Origin of the sequence: Rhodoferax sp. (assembly GCF_037143375.1) — a bacterium.
Taxonomy (GTDB): Bacteria; Pseudomonadota; Gammaproteobacteria; order Burkholderiales; family Burkholderiaceae_C; genus Rhodoferax.
Genome location: NZ_JBAWYV010000022.1, coordinates 1 through 16131, shown reverse-complemented (window position 1 = coordinate 16131; position 16131 = coordinate 1). Strand labels below are relative to the sequence as shown.

18 protein-coding genes are annotated in these 16131 nt (G+C 58.4%); 12 read left to right on the top strand and 6 right to left on the bottom strand.

Going from position 1 to position 16131, the window contains the following annotated elements:
- Positions 1-124: 124 nt before the first annotated feature.
- From WCG50_RS05610 to WCG50_RS05595, 4 genes are all read right to left on the bottom strand, one after another.
- Positions 125-2374 (bottom strand): TonB-dependent receptor, encoded by a 2250-nt coding sequence (locus tag WCG50_RS05610; protein WP_336898592.1) that lies wholly within the window; start codon positions 2372-2374, stop codon positions 125-127.
- 92 nt (positions 2375-2466) lie between these two features.
- On the bottom strand, positions 2467-2937 hold the full coding sequence (locus WCG50_RS05605) for a copper chaperone PCu(A)C (RefSeq protein WP_336898591.1): 471 nt from the start codon (positions 2935-2937) through the stop codon (positions 2467-2469).
- A 46-nt stretch (positions 2938-2983) separates the two neighbouring features.
- Entirely contained in the window at positions 2984-3601 is a 618-nt protein-coding gene (locus WCG50_RS05600) for an SCO family protein (RefSeq protein ID WP_336898590.1), read from the bottom strand.
- 134 nt (positions 3602-3735) lie between these two features.
- On the bottom strand, positions 3736-4092 hold the full coding sequence (locus WCG50_RS05595) for a DUF2946 family protein (protein WP_336898589.1): 357 nt from the start codon (positions 4090-4092) through the stop codon (positions 3736-3738).
- Between the two features lie 106 nt (positions 4093-4198).
- On the opposite strand from WCG50_RS05595, the gene argS reads away from it, so the two are divergent.
- From argS to WCG50_RS05535, 12 genes are all read left to right on the top strand, one after another.
- Entirely contained in the window at positions 4199-5908 is a 1710-nt protein-coding gene (gene argS / locus WCG50_RS05590) for an arginine--tRNA ligase (protein ID WP_336898588.1), read from the top strand.
- A gap of 22 nt (positions 5909-5930) precedes the next feature.
- Positions 5931-6566 carry an SPOR domain-containing protein gene (locus WCG50_RS05585; RefSeq protein WP_336898587.1) on the top strand — a complete coding sequence of 212 codons (636 nt, stop codon included), beginning with the start codon at positions 5931-5933 and terminating at the stop codon, positions 6564-6566.
- Positions 6567-6637: 71 nt separating this feature from the next.
- Positions 6638-7282, top strand: coding sequence for a thiol:disulfide interchange protein DsbA/DsbL (locus tag WCG50_RS05580; RefSeq protein ID WP_336898586.1), 645 nt, complete (start codon positions 6638-6640; stop codon positions 7280-7282).
- Positions 7279-7902: a lipopolysaccharide transport periplasmic protein LptA gene (gene lptA, locus WCG50_RS05575; RefSeq protein WP_336898585.1), complete on the top strand. Its 624-nt coding sequence runs from the start codon at positions 7279-7281 to the stop codon at positions 7900-7902. The genes WCG50_RS05580 and lptA overlap by 4 nt, the downstream gene beginning before the upstream one ends.
- Positions 7902-8696 carry an LPS export ABC transporter ATP-binding protein gene (lptB, locus tag WCG50_RS05570; RefSeq protein ID WP_336898584.1) on the top strand — a complete coding sequence of 265 codons (795 nt, stop codon included), beginning with the start codon at positions 7902-7904 and terminating at the stop codon, positions 8694-8696. Before lptA ends, lptB begins: the two co-directional genes overlap by 1 nt.
- Before the next feature lie 87 nt (positions 8697-8783).
- A complete protein-coding gene (gene rpoN / locus WCG50_RS05565) occupies positions 8784-10385 on the top strand; it encodes an RNA polymerase factor sigma-54 (protein ID WP_336898612.1) in 1602 nt (533 codons plus the stop codon).
- Positions 10386-10533: 148 nt separating this feature from the next.
- Positions 10534-10752, top strand: coding sequence for a toxin-antitoxin system HicB family antitoxin (locus WCG50_RS05560; protein ID WP_336898583.1), 219 nt, complete (start codon positions 10534-10536; stop codon positions 10750-10752).
- Between the two features lie 50 nt (positions 10753-10802).
- Complete coding sequence (locus WCG50_RS05555) at positions 10803-12056, top strand: THUMP domain-containing protein (RefSeq protein WP_336898582.1); 1254 nt, start codon at positions 10803-10805, stop codon at positions 12054-12056.
- Positions 12043-12441, top strand: coding sequence for a putative toxin-antitoxin system toxin component, PIN family (locus WCG50_RS05550; RefSeq protein WP_336898581.1), 399 nt, complete (start codon positions 12043-12045; stop codon positions 12439-12441). The genes WCG50_RS05555 and WCG50_RS05550 overlap by 14 nt, the downstream gene beginning before the upstream one ends.
- A 128-nt stretch (positions 12442-12569) precedes the next feature.
- Positions 12570-12848 (top strand): helix-turn-helix transcriptional regulator, encoded by a 279-nt coding sequence (locus WCG50_RS05545; RefSeq protein ID WP_336898580.1) that lies wholly within the window; start codon positions 12570-12572, stop codon positions 12846-12848.
- The gene (locus tag WCG50_RS05540) at positions 12845-14188 is read left to right on the top strand and encodes a type II toxin-antitoxin system HipA family toxin (RefSeq protein WP_336898579.1); all 1344 of its coding nucleotides are present in this window, start codon (positions 12845-12847) and stop codon (positions 14186-14188) included. Before WCG50_RS05545 ends, WCG50_RS05540 begins: the two co-directional genes overlap by 4 nt.
- A 29-nt stretch (positions 14189-14217) precedes the next feature.
- Positions 14218-15039, top strand: coding sequence for a UPF0149 family protein (locus WCG50_RS05535; RefSeq protein ID WP_336898578.1), 822 nt, complete (start codon positions 14218-14220; stop codon positions 15037-15039).
- 57 nt (positions 15040-15096) lie between these two features.
- Here the strand turns inward: WCG50_RS05535 and WCG50_RS05530 are convergent, their stop codons facing one another.
- Both WCG50_RS05530 and WCG50_RS05525 read right to left on the bottom strand, forming a co-directional pair.
- Positions 15097-15537 (bottom strand): hypothetical protein, encoded by a 441-nt coding sequence (locus WCG50_RS05530; protein ID WP_336898577.1) that lies wholly within the window; start codon positions 15535-15537, stop codon positions 15097-15099.
- Between the two features lie 18 nt (positions 15538-15555).
- The gene (locus WCG50_RS05525) at positions 15556-16029 is read right to left on the bottom strand and encodes a type IV pilin protein (RefSeq protein ID WP_336898576.1); all 474 of its coding nucleotides are present in this window, start codon (positions 16027-16029) and stop codon (positions 15556-15558) included.
- Positions 16030-16131: the final 102 nt, after the last annotated feature.

Below are 16131 nucleotides of genomic sequence, written 5' to 3'. Positions count from 1 at the left end.
TTGGTAGGGGTTGAAAGAGCTTGGCGGTAATTACCGGGCGCGATTTCAGCACACAACGCCGGGGATGGCAAATAAAAATGGACGCCGTAGCGCCCATTTTGTTTCAGGATAGTTCTGGCGGGGGTCAGAATTTAACGGTGACACCAATGTTGATGGAGCGGCCAGCGCCGGGGACGGCGATGTTGTAGGGCGCAACGCCTGGCGGCATGGTTGTGCCCTGGCCAACATAGGCACCACCCAGCGGTGAGTCGTAGAACCGGTCAAAGGCGTTGTCCAGACCGATATCCAGACGCGCCATTTTCCACTCGTAGCTGCTGCGCAAATTGAGCAGGCCGTAACCGGCGGTGGTCTGTTCGTTGCGGATTTGCGAAACATCGGTCTTGGCGCTCACCAACAGCGCTTCAACCGTGTTGGTCCAAGAGCCTGCGCGTTGCACCACCGCCAGTTTGGCGTTCAATGGCATCATGTTGTACAGGTTGTCGTCCGTGCCGCTGGTTGTTTTGCCTTTGACGTAATTCAGCATGCCGGTGGCCGTGAAGTTGCCGTAGCCGGTGGTTTTGGCCAGCGGGAAGTAACCGGAAATATCCAGGCCATAAAGTTGCGCATCCTGGTTGGTATACCTGAGGAATACATAACCGGTTGATGTGGTCGAGACCGGTAACCGTGCTGCGTTGATGTAGTCCTGCACCACGGTGAAGTAAGGCGTGACTTTCAGCCCCCAGTTTGTCTGGTCGGCGTCATGCCAGTCGGCCGTGGCGCTGAGGGTGTTGGCAATTTCGGGCTTCAAGGCCAGATTGCCGACGTAGCCATTGCCATCGCCCACCATGTTGATCATGTTCATGGCCATGCCGCCAGTGGACCAGGCAAAGCGCTCGTACAGGTTGGGGGAGCGGGTTTTGCGGGCAAAGCCAAACTCAACCGTTTTGCTGCTGTCCACGGTGTAGCGCGCCAGTGCGCTGAGGTCCAGGTTGTTGTCGGTGCTGCTGCGGTTGGCGGCGTTGAAGGCGGTCGCATCTGCCAGGTAGGTGGCGGTGGTGTTGTAGCCCTGCACCGTCCCCGTATTCATGGTGACCGTTTCATGGCGAACCCCAAACTGGCTCATCCATTGTGGGTTCCAGCGCGCCTCCCATTCGGCAAAAGCGGCCAGACGGTCGCGCTCGCCATTGTTGATGCTCTTGAAGGTATTGGGATACATGCCGCCAGTGCCGGACGGCAGCCACCAGTCGTTGAACCGATAAGTTTGGTACTCGCCGCCAACCCGAAGTGTGTCGCGGGCTGAAAGCAGCACGTCAGCCTTGAGCACGGCGCCGGTGTTTTTGCCTTCGGTGTCCATTGGCATGCCGGGCGCATTGCCCCGATACCAGAAGGCTTTGTCTTCGCGGAAATTCATCTTGTGCCGCGTGTGCTCGTCATACACACGCGCTTGCAGTGTGCCCCAGTCGTATTGCCCGGTGTAGCGCAGATTGACCTGTTCGCTGGCATTGCCTGTCATGTCCATGCGCTGATTGGGGTAGCCTTGGTAGGGGATGTCCTGCACACCCAGCTTCAATTCGACCAGATGGTTTTCATGGCGCAATGCCAGTCCGACGGACTGATTCGTCGATTTGTACATGGACGAGCCGACTTCATCTGCGGCCAGCCATTTAGTCGAGGTGTACATCGACGGACCGCCCGGGGCGCTAGCAATAAAAGCCGGTCCCGCAGGTTTGAAATCCCCGCCCGCCGAGAAGTTACCTGATTCCACGGTCGATCCGTTGTAAGTCAGATTGAACTTGTCGGTGGCCACTGTGGCCGACAAGTTGGCGCCTTTGCCGCTGCCATTGCTGCGGTAAAAAGCACCCGCCTGGCCTTTGACCAAGGTGGGTTCGCCCGGTTTGACAAACTCGGGCGCGGCGGAATTGACCACGATGGCACCGCCAATGCTGTCGCCGCCGACGCTCACCGGCGTGATGCCTGCAAACACCTGGATGCTGCCCACGCTGGTGGGGTCAATGTAAGACAGCGGCGGGTTCATGTGGTTGCCGCAGGCTGAAATCAGGTCCATGCCATCCACTTTGATGCGCAAGCGGTCGTCGGCCAGGCCATGAATCACCGGCAGGCTCGACACCCCGCCGGCGCCGTACAGGCTCAAACCGGGAATGTCCGAGAGCAGGCTGGCGGTGTCGCTGGTGGCCGACAGCTTGGGGGCCAGTTTGGCTTTATTGACCACGGTGGCGCCCGCAGGCAGGTTGTCAGGCTTGGCCTCGCTGACCGTGACCACCGGCAGTGTGTTGGTTTTGTCGTCAGCGGCGTGCGCTTGGCTGCAGAGCAGGCTGAGCGCCGGCAAGGCCAGCGCGATGGCCAGCGGGAGGGTGCGAATTTTGAAATGCGACATATGGAATAACTATTTTGAGTGTTTAAGACGGTGCCGAATCAGCGCCATCCAGCGCCTCGATTTGATGAGGCGTTGTGTGGCGGGCGCTCAGATCAGGGTTTGTTCGCCATGTGCCCAGCGGCTGCCGGGCCGTTGCCCGCACCCAGAGCCGTCACCGGCGCGCTCACTTCTTGCATGAAGCGGGCTTTGGTCTTGGTGTCTTCAAACGTCAGCGTGATCGGTACCACGTCGCCGCCTTTGAGCTGGGCTTTCAGGTCGAGCAGCATGATGTGGTAGCCGCCGGGTTTGAGTTCCAGCACGCGGCCGGGCACGACGTCGAGACCGGCAATCTGGCGCATTTTCATCACGTCTTTGTCCATCACCATTTCGTGGATTTCGACCACGTTGGCCACGGGTGACTTGGCGGCAACCAGGCGCACGTCTTTTTCGGACGTGAGCTGCATGAAGGCGCCGCTGGCTTTTTGCTGGGGCACGGTGCCGCGCACCCAGGCGTCTTTCACGGTGACTTGGGCCTGCGCCAGGGAGGCGGCCAGCAGGCAAAGGGAGAGGGCAATGTGTTTCATAAAAGTGGGTCTTTGAATTAAATGGGTAAAAAAAGGGATGGCGCCGTCAAGGCGTTTTGAGCAACAAGGCAATATCGTGGGCGTAGTCCGGCGCGGTTTGCTCATGGCGCAACACCACGCGCAGTTGGCCGGTGGGGTCAAAAACATAAGAAACCGCCGAGTGGTCCATGGTGTAAGACTGGCCGGTGGGTACCTTTTTGTAATAGACCTTGAAGTGGTCTGCCGTCTCGCGGGTGCGTTGGGCGTTGCCGTACAAGGCCACAAAGCTCGGGTCAAACGCGGCCATGTACTCTTTCAGGATGACGGCGGTGTCGCGTTCCGGGTCGATCGTGACAAAAATCACCTGCAGTCGGTCGCCCGCAGCGCCTAGCAAACGCTTGGTTTCTACCGCACGCATCAGCGCCGTCGGGCACACATCGGGGCATTGCACAAAGCCAAAATAAAGCATGACCGCCTTGCCTTTGAAGTCGGCCAGCGTGCGCTCACGTCCGTCAACATCGGTCAGCCGAAAGTCTTTGCCATAGTTGACCTCGGTGATGTCGAGCCCTTTGAAAGGGATTGGCACCGGTCCATCGGTTCGGCTGCAGCCGTACAAGCTTGATAAAAAAACGCCCAACAGCGTCAGCCACAGGGCACGCACCCAGGAACGGCTTGGTATCGCCATGTTGCTTCTCCAAAGCCGTTGGGGTTCGGCAGCTTCGCTAGGCGAAAGTCAGCCGGTCCCGCAAGAGCTCATTACTGATAAAAATAGGCCGTAGCGCCCGTGATACTTGCGCTAGCCGCTATAAAAACAATAGCTCAGGAGGTTTGGGGTGGTGCGCGGGCCTGCCAGGGGCCACGCAGCAAAGAGGCGATGCGCGCTACTTCGAGCGGCAAAAGGGAGAAAGCGAGATCAAAGACCGGTTCGGCGATCAAAACGACTGGTGGTGGCGGTGCGCCCAGGTTGGCGCACAAGGGACAGTCTAGCGAGAGGCCCGCCAGCTCCGTTGAACCATCGTCGTGGTGCACCACTAGCTTCATGACGCCCGCTGCCGAGCAAACCATCTCGGTGCTTTGGGGGTTGACCAGCGGCGATGCAATGGCCGCACCCAGCGACAACGCGAACCACACCAGCACCCAGCGGGCGATGAGACGGGCGGCGTGGGGGGTGTGCATGGGACGTGATTCTAAAGAGGTGTTGCGGGAGTGAAATTGATGCAGGTCAATTATATTCGCCGATGCTTATGTTTTGCGCGTCAGTCGGCCCCGGTAAAATCAAACGATGTTGTCTGTAAAAATTGAATTACTCGAATCCCTGGCGCAAGCCCTGGAAAAATTATCACCCGGTGCCGGCGCCAAAGCGGCCTTTGAGTCGCCCAAAGTAGCCGCCCACGGCGATCTCGCCACCACTGCCGCCATGCAGTTGGCCAAGCCGCTCAAACTCAACCCGCGCCAGTTGGCCGAAACGTTGCGAACCGAGTTGTTGGCCGCTGCACCGTTTCAAATGTGGGTGGAAGCGGTGGACATTGCCGGTCCCGGTTTCATCAATATCAAGCTCAAGCCCGAGGCCAAACAGCAAATTATTCGCGAGGTGCTGACACAAACGGCTCAGTTTGGCAGTCAGCCTGATACCGGTCGAAAAATGCTGGTGGAGTTTGTCTCGGCCAACCCGACCGGCCCGTTGCATGTGGGCCACGGCCGCCAGGCGGCTTTGGGGGACGCCATCTGCAACCTGTACCAGACGCAAGGTTGGGCCGTGTACCGCGAGTTTTATTACAACGATGCGGGTGTGCAGATTCATACCCTGATGCACAGCACCCAGTTGCGCGCCAAAGGCTTTAAGCCCGGCGATGATTGCTGGCCCATTGACCCGGAGAACCCCGCCAGCAAGGCGTTTTACAACGGTGACTACATCCAGGACATCGCTGAGGATTTCTTGGCGCGCAAAACCGTGGAGGCCGATGACCGCGCTTTTACGGCCAGTGGCGATGTAGAAGACCAAGAGTCGATCCGCAACTTTGCGGTGGCCTATTTGCGCCGCGAGCAGGACAAAGACCTGCAAGCCTTCAACCTGAAATTTGACAACTACTACCTGGAGTCCAGCCTGTACACCAGCGGCAAGGTCGATGCTGCGGTCAAAAAATTGCAGGAAGCTGGCAAGACCTTTGAGAAAGACGGCGCGCTCTGGCTGCAATCCACCGACTACGGCGACGACAAAGACCGTGTCATGCGCAAGGGCGACGGCACTTACACCTACTTTGTGCCCGATGTGGCCTACCACATCACCAAGTGGGAGCGTGGTTTTGAGAAGGTCATCAACATCCAGGGCACCGACCACCACGGCACTATCGCCCGCGTCCGCGCCGGGCTGCAAGCCGCCAATGTGGGCATTCCACAAGGCTACCCCGACTACGTGTTGCACACCATGGTGCGCGTGGTCAAGGGTGGCGAAGAGGTCAAAATCTCCAAACGCGCCGGCAGCTACGTCACGTTGCGCGACCTGATCGAGTGGACCAGCAAAGACGCCGTGCGCTTCTTCCTGCTGAGCCGCAAACCTGACACCGAGTACACCTTCGATGTCGATCTGGCCGTGGCCAAGAACAACGACAACCCGGTGTATTACGTGCAATACGCCCACGCCCGCATTTGTTCGGTGCTGGCCGCCTGGCGCGAAAAAGACGGCGGCGATGTGGCCGCGCTCCAGAATGTTGACCTGTCACCGCTGGTCAGCCAGCAAGCGCTGGCCCTGATGCTGTTGCTGGCCAAGTACCCCGACATGCTGACCGCTGCTGCGACCGACTTCGCGCCGCACGACGTCACTTTTTACCTGCGCGAGCTGGCTGCCTGCTACCACAGCTATTACGATGCGGAGCGTATTCTGGTGGAAGATGTGGCGGTCAAGCAGGCGCGTCTGGCGCTGGTCGCGGCCACCGCGCAGGTGTTGCACAATGGCTTGGCAGTGCTGGGCGTGAGCGCCCCGCAAAAAATGTAATCTAGCTTGAAAGACTGATCTGATGCGCATGAAACAGCAACGCGGTGGCACCCTGCTCGGGTTCATCATCGGCCTCGTGGTGGGCCTGGGGGTCGCGCTGGCCGTGGCCGTCTACGTCACCAAGGTGCCGATCCCGTTTGTGAACAAAGGCCAAAGCCGTACCCCGGACCAGGATGCCGCGGAGACCAAAAAGAACAAGGATTGGGATCCCAACGCACCTTTGTATGGCAAAAACCCGGCCAAGCCCGCGGTGCCGGCCGTGCCCGCGACGCCCGAGGCAGTGCCAGCCACAACGCCAGTCGCAACGCCTGCCACTGCGACAGTTCCAACGCCTGTAGCCAAGGCCGCCAGCAAACCTGCGGTGTCGGCTGACCCCTTGGGTGATCTCGCCAAAGCGCGTGCTGCCACAGCCACTGTCGAGCCATTTGCCTACTTCGTTCAAGTGGGTGCTTTTCGCACCGCTGAAGATGCAGAGGCGCAGCGCGCCAAGTTGTCGTTGGGCGGTGTAGAGGCCAAGGTCACCGAGCGCGAGCAGGCCGGTCGCGTGGTGTTCCGGGTGCGCGTAGGACCCTTTGATAAAAAAGAAGATGCGGATAAATCCAAGGAAAAGATGGATGCCACCGGCCTCGATACCGCCTTGGTGCGGGTGCAGCGTTAGTCGGTTGTTGCGCTATAAAAGAACTTTTTGAGGTTGGCCTGGTCCGACTGATTTAACTGGAGTGTTTGAAGATGAAACGTCGTGATTTTTCCTTGGTCTGTGGTGCTGCGATAGGTGCAGCCCTGATTCAATCCCCGGCCCAAGCACAGGGCAAGCCATTTGCGGTCGGCACCGACTACTTGGTGTTGGACAAACGTGCGCCGGTCGAGGCCCCCGCTGGCAAAATTGAAGTGGTTGAGTTTTTTGGGTACTTTTGCCCCCACTGCAATGTCTTTGAGCCCATGTTCGATGCCTGGCGCAAGCGCGCACCCAAAGACGTGGTTGTGCGACGGGTGCCGGTTGCGTTTCAAGCGGCGACCGTGCCTCAGCAGCGACTGTTCTATGCCCTGGATGCCATGGACCTGGTCGACAAGCTGCATGCCAAGGTGTTTGCCGCCATTCATGTGGAGCGCCAATCTCTAACCGAAACCGACGCCATCGCCAACTGGGTGGCCAAGCAAGGGGTGGATAAAACCAAATTCCTTGAGCAGTTCAACTCGTTCGCGGTCGCCACCAAGGTCAAGCGCGCCAGTGATTTGCCGAATGCTTACCTGATTGATGGCGTTCCTGCCTTGGGCGTGGCCGGACGTTATCTGACGGGTGGCATGGCGGGGTCCATGGACCGCGCCTTGCAGGTGGTCGAGTTTCTGGCTGCCCAAGTTCGCAGCGGTAAATGAAATCAGCACTTCGCCCTCTGCTGTTGATCGCGGCCCTGGCCCTGCTGGGCGGCGTGGCGCAGGCTGAAAAAGCCGACCGTGACAAACCCATGAATGTGGAGTCGGATGCGCTGCGCTACGACGACCTGAAGCAGACCAGTGTCTTCACGGGTCGCGTGGTGCTGACCAAAGGCACCATCCTGATCCGGGGTGCCAAGCTTGACATCCGCCAGGATGCCGATGGCTACCAGTTTGGGCTGGCTACCGCCGAGCCCGGCAAGCTGGCTTTTTTCCGCCAGAAGCGTGAAGGCGTGGACGAGTTCATCGAGGGGGAAGGCGAAACCATTGAGTACGACGGTCGTGCCGACACCGTTAAATTCATCAGCAAGGCGCAGTTGCGCCGGTATCGCGGTAGTGTGCTCAACGACGAGATGACCGGCGCGGTGATTGTTTACAACAACACCACCGACGTTTTCACCATCGACGGCACGGTGGCCAAGAACAGTCCGGGCGTGCCGGGTGGGCGCGTGCGCGCCATGCTGACGCCCACACCCGATGCGGCGGCCAACAAGCCGGGCTCATCCTCCTTGCCAGCACCGGTGCTGCGCGCCACGCCAGCACTGGGCGGAGTGCCCCAGTGATGCCAGATACCGTGGCCGTTGACACCCTGTCGCGTGTCGATCCTTTCAGTGGTGAGAGCCGACTGGAGGTCAGTCACCTGCAAAAGTTTTATGGCAGCCGCAAGGCCGTCAAGGATGTGTCGCTGGTGGTGCGCAAGGGCGAGGTGGTGGGTTTGCTGGGCCCGAATGGCGCTGGCAAGACGACCTCGTTTTACATGATCGTGGGTCTGGTGCACGCCACTGCAGGCGACATCACCATTGACGGCCAGTCGGTGGCGCACATGCCGATTCACCGGCGCGCCCGTCTGGGTCTGAGTTACCTGCCGCAAGAAGCCTCCATTTTTCGCAAGCTCAATGTCGAAGACAACGTGCGTGCGGTGCTGGAGTTGCAGGTCGACGAGATCGGTCGGCCACTGTCCAAACCCGAAATTGAGCAGCGCCTGACCGGGTTGCTGCAAGACCTGCGGGTCGACCATCTGCGTGAAACACCGGCACTGGCTTTGTCTGGCGGTGAACGACGTCGGGTCGAGATTGCGCGGGCGCTGGCCACCCAGCCGCGTTTTATTCTGCTCGACGAGCCCTTTGCGGGCATCGATCCGATTGCCGTGATCGAGATTCAGCGCATCATCAGCTTCCTGAAAAACCGGGGCATCGGCGTGCTGATCACGGACCACAACGTGCGCGAAACGCTGGGTATTTGTGACCACGCTTACATCATCAGCGATGGCACGGTGCTGGCCCAAGGCACCCCCGCCGAGATCGTCAACGACGCCAATGTGCGCCGTGTCTATCTTGGCGAGCATTTCAAGATGTAAAGATATGGCCCCCATGCTTGTCACGATGTGTACTACGCTGCCCCCCGAGGGGGTGCTGCCTTGCTTGGGGCGGCCCGGCGCGACGGCATGAAACAAGGCCTGTCTCTCCGTGTTTCGCAGCACCTGGCGCTCACGCCGCAGTTGCAGCAGTCGATCCGGTTGTTGCAACTCTCCACGCTGGAACTCAGCCAGGAAGTGGGCCAGATGCTGGACGAAAACCCGTTTCTGGAACAGAACCAGGACGAGCCAGTGCGAGAAGAATTCGGCCTGGCGCAGGCAGACACGCCCGTGCGCAACGACGATCTGGCCGCCGAGTCTGCTACTAATTCGATATCTGACTACGCAAGCAGCACGGGGGCCACAGCCGAAAATGACACTGAAGTCACGCCACTCTCAGCCGATGACGGCCAGAGTTGGGAAGGCGATGGCAGTGCCTCCCTGTCGCCCGATGACAGCGAGTGGGGCGGCGATGCCAAGGCCAGTGGCAACAACCTGAATGGCAATGACGACGCCGACGTCACCGAGATGGCGCGCACGCAGCAGTCGCTGCAAAGCTACCTGCACACCCAGGCGCTGGCGTTTCACCTGAGCGAAGAAGATCGTGCTGCGCTGCGGTTTTTGATCGAATCACTGAACGACGATGGGTATCTTGAAGACACCTTGCTGTCGCTCGCCGAGGGTTTGGCGGGTGAGGATACCGATCAGGTAGAGCAACTGGTGCACCACTTCACCGTCGCCCTGAATCTGCTGCATACCCTGGAGCCCGCCGGCGTCGGTGCCCGCCATCTGTCCGAGTGCCTGAGCTTGCAACTGCGGGCGCTGTTGGCGCAAGTGGCAGACCAGCCCGACCAACAGGCATGGAAGGCCACGCTGGAAGTGGCGCTGCGCATTTGCGCGCAACCAATGGACCTGCTGGCCCGGCGCGACATCAAACGGCTGGTGCAGTTGTGCCACGCCACAGATGCTGCCGTGCGCGAAGCCATCACCCTGATTGGGCGGCTGGAGCCCAAGCCGGGACGGCGTTTTGTCGATGTGGAGCGCAACATCGTGGTGCCCGATGTGCTGGTGGTCAAGGTCGGTAAAGGTGCTGCCGCCAAGTTTCAGGTGCGCCTGAATACCGAGGTTATGCCGCGTCTGCGGGTGCACGACATTTATGCCAATGCGCTCAAGCAGCACAAGAGCGGTGGCAACGATGCCGCCAACTACGCCACGCTGCAGCAACGCCTGCAAGAAGCGCGCTGGTTCATCAAGAACATCCAGCAGCGCTTTGACACCATTTTGCGGGTCAGCAACGCCATCGTGGAGCGGCAAAAAAGCTTCTTCACGCATGGTGAACTGGCCATGCGTCCGCTGGTGCTGCGCGAGATTGCCGATGAACTGGGGCTGCACGAGTCCACCATTAGCCGCGTGACCACCGCCAAATACATGTCAACGCCGTTTGGCACTTTCGAGCTCAAGTATTTCTTTGGCTCCGGCCTGGGTACCGACTCGGGTGGCAATGCGTCCAGCACCGCGGTGCGGGCCTTGATCAAGCAATTTATCAGCGCCGAAAGCCTGCAAAAACCACTCAGCGACAATCAGCTCTCTGAAATGCTCAAAGAGCAAGGCATCGAGTGCGCCCGCCGCACGGTGGCCAAATACCGCGAGGGGCTCAGAATCGCCCCCGCATCCTTGAGAAAAGCCCTTTGAAAGTTGAGTTTGGTGGCATTTTGAAGTTGCTGTGGCGGGTGGTGCCGAGTTGATCGTGACGCGCAATTTGCGTGACCTGCAAAGTAGCCAGATGCTTTTCCCTGCGTTGCGTGTAATTTCACCAGAAAACTTTTTAAAGGAGCTGTAAATGACTGCATTGACCGTTCGTTTGCCTGACGAAAAACACCGGCGCTTAAAGATCCTTGCCAAGAGTCGTGGAACCCCTTTGAATCGACTGATTGACGACATGACGACCTTGATGTTGGCAGAATTTGATGCAGAAACACGGTTTCAGCTCCGGTCTGGCCGTGGCGCAGGGCATGAGGTTCGTGGCCTGCAACTGCTTGAAAAGGCGATGGACATTTAAAGAGTAAAAAAACTGTGTTGACTGTGAAGTCACCATTTAAGGATATCGGTTTGAACCAATTACAACTATTTTTGCCTTGCGCCGCCGGCGTCGAGGAACTGCTCTTGCCCGAGGTGCTGCGCATCACCGGTTTGCCACCGGGTTGTGCGACCAAGCAGCGCGGCGGTGTGGCCGTGCGCACCTCCCTGTCGCACGCCATGCTGCTTAACCTCTACAGCCGTCTGGCCCAGCGTGTGCTGGTGCTGCTCTCGCACACCGAGTACCGCGGCGAACAAGACCTGTACCGCGCCGCCAGCGAGGTGCCGTGGGAGCGCTGGTTCACGCCCAAGGAGAGCATCAAGGTCGAAGTGACGGCGCAGCACAGCCCGCTGACCTCGCTCAACTTTGCCGCCCTCAAGATCAAGGATGCCGTGTGCGACCGTTTTCGGGCCACGGCCGGTGGCGTGCGCCCCGACGTCAACACCCAGTGGCCCGACGCCCGCATCTACACCCACCTGACCACCGACCACTGCTCGCTCTACCTCGACACCTCGGGCGAGCCGCTGTTTAAACGCGGCTGGCGCGAAGACAAGGGTGACGCGCCCTTGAAAGAAACCCTGGCCGCCGCCATGCTGGCCGCCAGCGGCTGGATGGAAGGCGAAGACGACCTGTTGCCGCTCTACGACCCCTGCTGCGGTAGCGGCACGATCGCGATTGAAGCCGCGCAAATGGCCTGCAACATCGCCGCTGGCAGCCGCCGCCGGTTTGCGTTCGAGAAGTATTTGCCATTCCGCCGTGCCGAGTGGGAGGCTATGAAAAAAGACGCGCACGAGGCCGAAGTGGTGCGCGAACCCGGCCAGCACCCCATTATTTTTGGCAGTGATGTGTCGCACCGCATGGTCGACTTTGCCCAGCGCAACGCCGAACGCGCCGGGGTCGCCGATGTGGTCGAGTTTCGCGGTGGCGATGCCTTGCAGCGCATGCCGCCGGTAGACGGCCCCGGCATGATCGTGATGAACCCACCCTACGGCGAGCGGATCGAGGTAGCGGGTGTGGCCGGCAGCGTGGCGCAAGAAGGCCGCTTTGGCGCCCGCGAACTGGCGCAAACCGAAGAAGGCGTGGAGTTTTTCAGCCAATTGGCCGCCCACTGGAAGAAAAACTACCCCAACTGGACCGCCTGGGTGCTCACGCCCGACCTGAAACTGCCAAGCAAAATGCGCCTGAAAGAATCGCGTCGTGTGCCGATGTGGAACGGCCCGATCGAGTGCCGCATGTTCCGCTTTGACATGGTGAAAGGCTCGGCCCGCAAAAATGATCGTCCTTGACACCAACATTGTCCTGGATGCCTTCGTCTTCAACGACCCGGCCACACTGCCACTAAAAGCAGCGCTGGCCGCCAAACAATTCCAGTGGATTGCTACCCAAGCCATGCGCGACGAGTTGGCGCGGGTGTTGGCCTACCCCAAGATCGTTGTGCGGATGGCTTTTTACCAAGTCAGCGCCCATGAGGTGCTGGCGCAGTTTGACGAGCAGACGCGGTTAGTCGACGTTGCTCCCAAGGCCCCCGTCACCTGCACTGACCCCGACGATCAGAAGTTCATCGACCTGGCAGTCATCCACAAGGCCATCCTGCTGAGCAAGGACAATGCCGTGCTTTGTATGGCTAAACGGCTTCTAGCCCTTGATGTATCTGCGCGAGTAGCTATTTAAAGCATAGCGAAATCGCACAACAGTGGTCTGCGTACTACTGCAGCACAACGACCGAGGGCTTGCAAATTATGCGTTTCAGATCATAATATTTCCATTCTTGGTAATTTTATGTATACAGACACATATTTATGAAAAATCTCCCTGATCTCGGCGAGCAATTCCAGACCCTGCGCAAAGCAGCGGGCAAGACTCAGGACGAGGTCGCCCTTGCTGCGGGCATGCGCCAAGAAGCTTTGTCGAGGTTTGAGCGGGGGCGAGGGGGTGATTTCTCGCTGGCCAAGATGCTGCGATTGCTTCAGGTTTTGGGCATGGAGATGGAATTTGTACCCGCAACACGGCGCCCGACCCTGGACTCGGTACTCGATGAGCGACGCGCCAGCCAAAATATCGGCCCCGGTTCGCGATGAAACTAAACGTGTTTGTGAGTGGCCGCGCTGTTGCCACACTGGAGAGTGTGGATAATTTTGAGTTCCACCTGACCTACCTGGACAAGGCCGACCCCAAGGACTTTGTCTCGCTGCAGATGCCCGTGCGCGCACCGAGTTGGCGCTGGCCCGCATTGCACCCTTTCTTTCAGGTCAGCCTGCCCGAGGGTTATTTACTGTCAGTCCTGAAAGAGCAGCTTGGGCCCCATTTAGGCGCCAGCCCTTTGGATCTGTTGGCCGTTGTGGGTCACAACCTCATCGGTCGCGTGCAGGTAAGCGCTGGCAGCGCACCCACCCCCTATTTGGCCGCGTCTGACCTTCATGGCTTGCTGCATGGCGCGTCGTCGCAGGGTGTTTTCCTTGAGCTGATGGCCCAGTACGCTGTTTCAGGTGTCTCTGGCGTGGTCCCTAAATTTCTAACGCCCGAAACGCAGGCATTATTTCGCAAGGGCACCGTGACTTCAGAGCGGCACATCGTCAAAGCCAGTTCCGCGCATCAACCCTTCGTGGCGCTCAACGAGCACCTGTGCATGCAAGTGGCTGCGGCCACCGGGTTCGCGGTGGCCAGAACGCAGGTTTCAGAAGATGGCCAGATCTTGGTTGTTGAGCGCTTTGACATCGATCCTGAAACCGGTGAGCGCAAGGGGTTTGAAGACTTTTGCAGCCTGTTGGGCCTGCCGCCTGACAACAAATACGATGCGACTTGGGAGCGAGTGGCTCGTCTTGCGCGCGACTACGTGGCGCCCGCAGGTTTGCGTCAAGCGAATGAGCAACTGGCCGTCACACTCTTGCTTACCTACGCACTGGGTAATGCAGACTGTCACACCAAAAACCTGGCCTTTGTCTACAGCAGTTTTGATGATGTGCAGGTGGCGCCGATCTACGACATGCTGACCATCCTGGCCTACGACCGCTATGCGGACAACCCACCGGGCCTGTACGTGGATGGCCGAAAAAGTTGGGATGCGGGCAAGGCAAATTGGCGCTTTCTTCAGCAGCACTTGGGCGTAGAGCCCGCACGCCAGCGAGAGTTGGCAGACCTGGTCGCCACCAGCATCAGCGAACAAGTGCCCGAGGTGTTGCACCATATGAAGAACACCCCTGGATTTGCCGTCGTTGGGGGTCGCATGTTGTGGGAGTGGCAACAGGGCGTCAAGCGACTGAACGATCGAATAACTGTGCCTGTGTCCGACCTCTCTGGGCTGATGAAAATTGCCGGTTTTGGCGAACTGCCGCAGCCGCCGAAGTTTGCTGCGAAGCGACTTGATGAGTCTCCCTTGCTGGCACCCAGAAAAAGGACCAGACCGACCCGGCCATCCTGATGCCCCAGCCGGCAAGGCAAAATAGGGGCATGAACCAAGACCTCACCCCCATCCCCGCAGCCCTGAGCCCGGACGAATTTGACGAAATCGACGCCATCCTCGACGAGATGCGCACCCGCTACGACGAAACCCCGCAATGGGAGTTTTGTGAAGGCTTTATGGCGGCGCTCATTTGCTGCCGCCGCCCCATTACCCCTGAAGAATACCTGCCGGTATTGTTGGCGATTGGCCTGGACGACGGCACGGTCGTCAGCGGCACGCCCGGGGCAGACGAAGACGGCTCGTTTGCCGACGCCGCCCAACAGCAGCGCTTCATGGACCTGTGGCTGCGCCGCTGGGCCGAAGTCACCGTAGCCCTCAACGCCGAGGTGAATGGCCTCGACGACGAAGCCGCCTACCAGCCCGAAGTGATGGACGTGCGCGGCGCGATTGCCGCTATGACCGAGGAAGAGCGCGCCGACATGGGCGACGAAGAAGTGCCGGCCTTTGCCCAGGTGTGGGCGCTGGGCTTCATGTTTGCAGTAGAGGCTTGGCCCGAAGAATGGGCCGCCCCGCGCGACAAGGAAGCCGTCAAGTGGCTCAACGGCGCACTGGAAGCCATCGTGGCCCTGACCGAAGACGACAACGAGCCACCCACGCTGTCGGTGTTTGACGACGACGGCCCCGCCAGCATCAGCCTTAAACGCCTGAACGCGTTTGCCGACGGTGTCTGGGCGGTGTACGACCTGCATGAACTCTGGCGCAATTTCGGCCCCCGCGTGGAAACGATTCACAAAGTGGCGACGCCGGGTAGGAATGATCCTTGTTCTTGCGGGAGCGGGAAGAAGTTTAAGAAGTGCTGTGGGGCTTGAGGCTGCTTACCAGCATCTAGGCTTGTCCATTAAAGTCCAGAAGAAATGAATTTCTACTTATTTCTTTTGGCTTCGAGCAATGTACGGGACTACTGAAAGTTCAATTCGTTTCACGTTCGATTCAACTTCGGTGACAAATTTAGAGTCGCAATAATTTCCAGATCGATTGAGTAAATTTTTACGAAAATCATTGGATTTTTTATATTTTTCAAGGGTGAAATTGTACGCAATGTAGAGAAGCTTGTTCTGCTTCATCTCGTGCAGATCATTTGTCATGTAGTCAATTTTGTTGCTGATATTCACAACTTTACGCTGGAAATCATCAGAAGACTTTTTGAAATCAGAGCTAACGAGGCACTCATCGGTAGTTGCTTTGAGCAAGGCAAGTTTTTTCACATGTTCAATAATTGCAATGGGTTGAGTTTGTGCATTTGCTTCTACTATTTGCAGAAAGCACAAAACGAAAGCAATCTTCAACTGTTGAAACCGCATTTTCATGCGTCGCTTAGAACTTGGCTACCAAGAAGCTGTGCCCCATAACTTGGAGCCGCTTTCGCTGATGCAAAGGTTACCGTCACCATCCTGTGATTTGCCAGGCACAGGAGCGGCCATCAGAACAAAGGTCTGAGCGCCTGTGATTGTTGCAGTTGAAGCCGCAGAGATGCAGTTACTGCTTGATGCTAACGTGACCAAGGACAATGTATAGAGGCTGTCCCTGGTCAGCCCACTGGTGCGTCCAAGCCCCCCCGTATTTATTCCGTTATAAGCGGTCGTCACGCCAGCCGAACCAAACGCGTAACTGTTCGAGTTAAGAAAAATTTTCTCCTGCAAACTGGCTAACTCCATCAACTCGGTCTGGGCCGAAACCCTTGATGAGCGAATGATGTATTGCCGGTAACTTGGCATTGCTACTGCGGCCAAAATTCCAATAATCGCCACCACGACCATCAACTCAATCAGGGTGAATCCCTTGGCATTCAGACGCTTCACAAGCAGTCTCCTTTAGAACTTCAATATCAAATGACCAAACCAATTAGGCTCGATTAGGGTGCAACAAGCTCGCGCCACGAAATACGTCCCGTTTTTGCTACG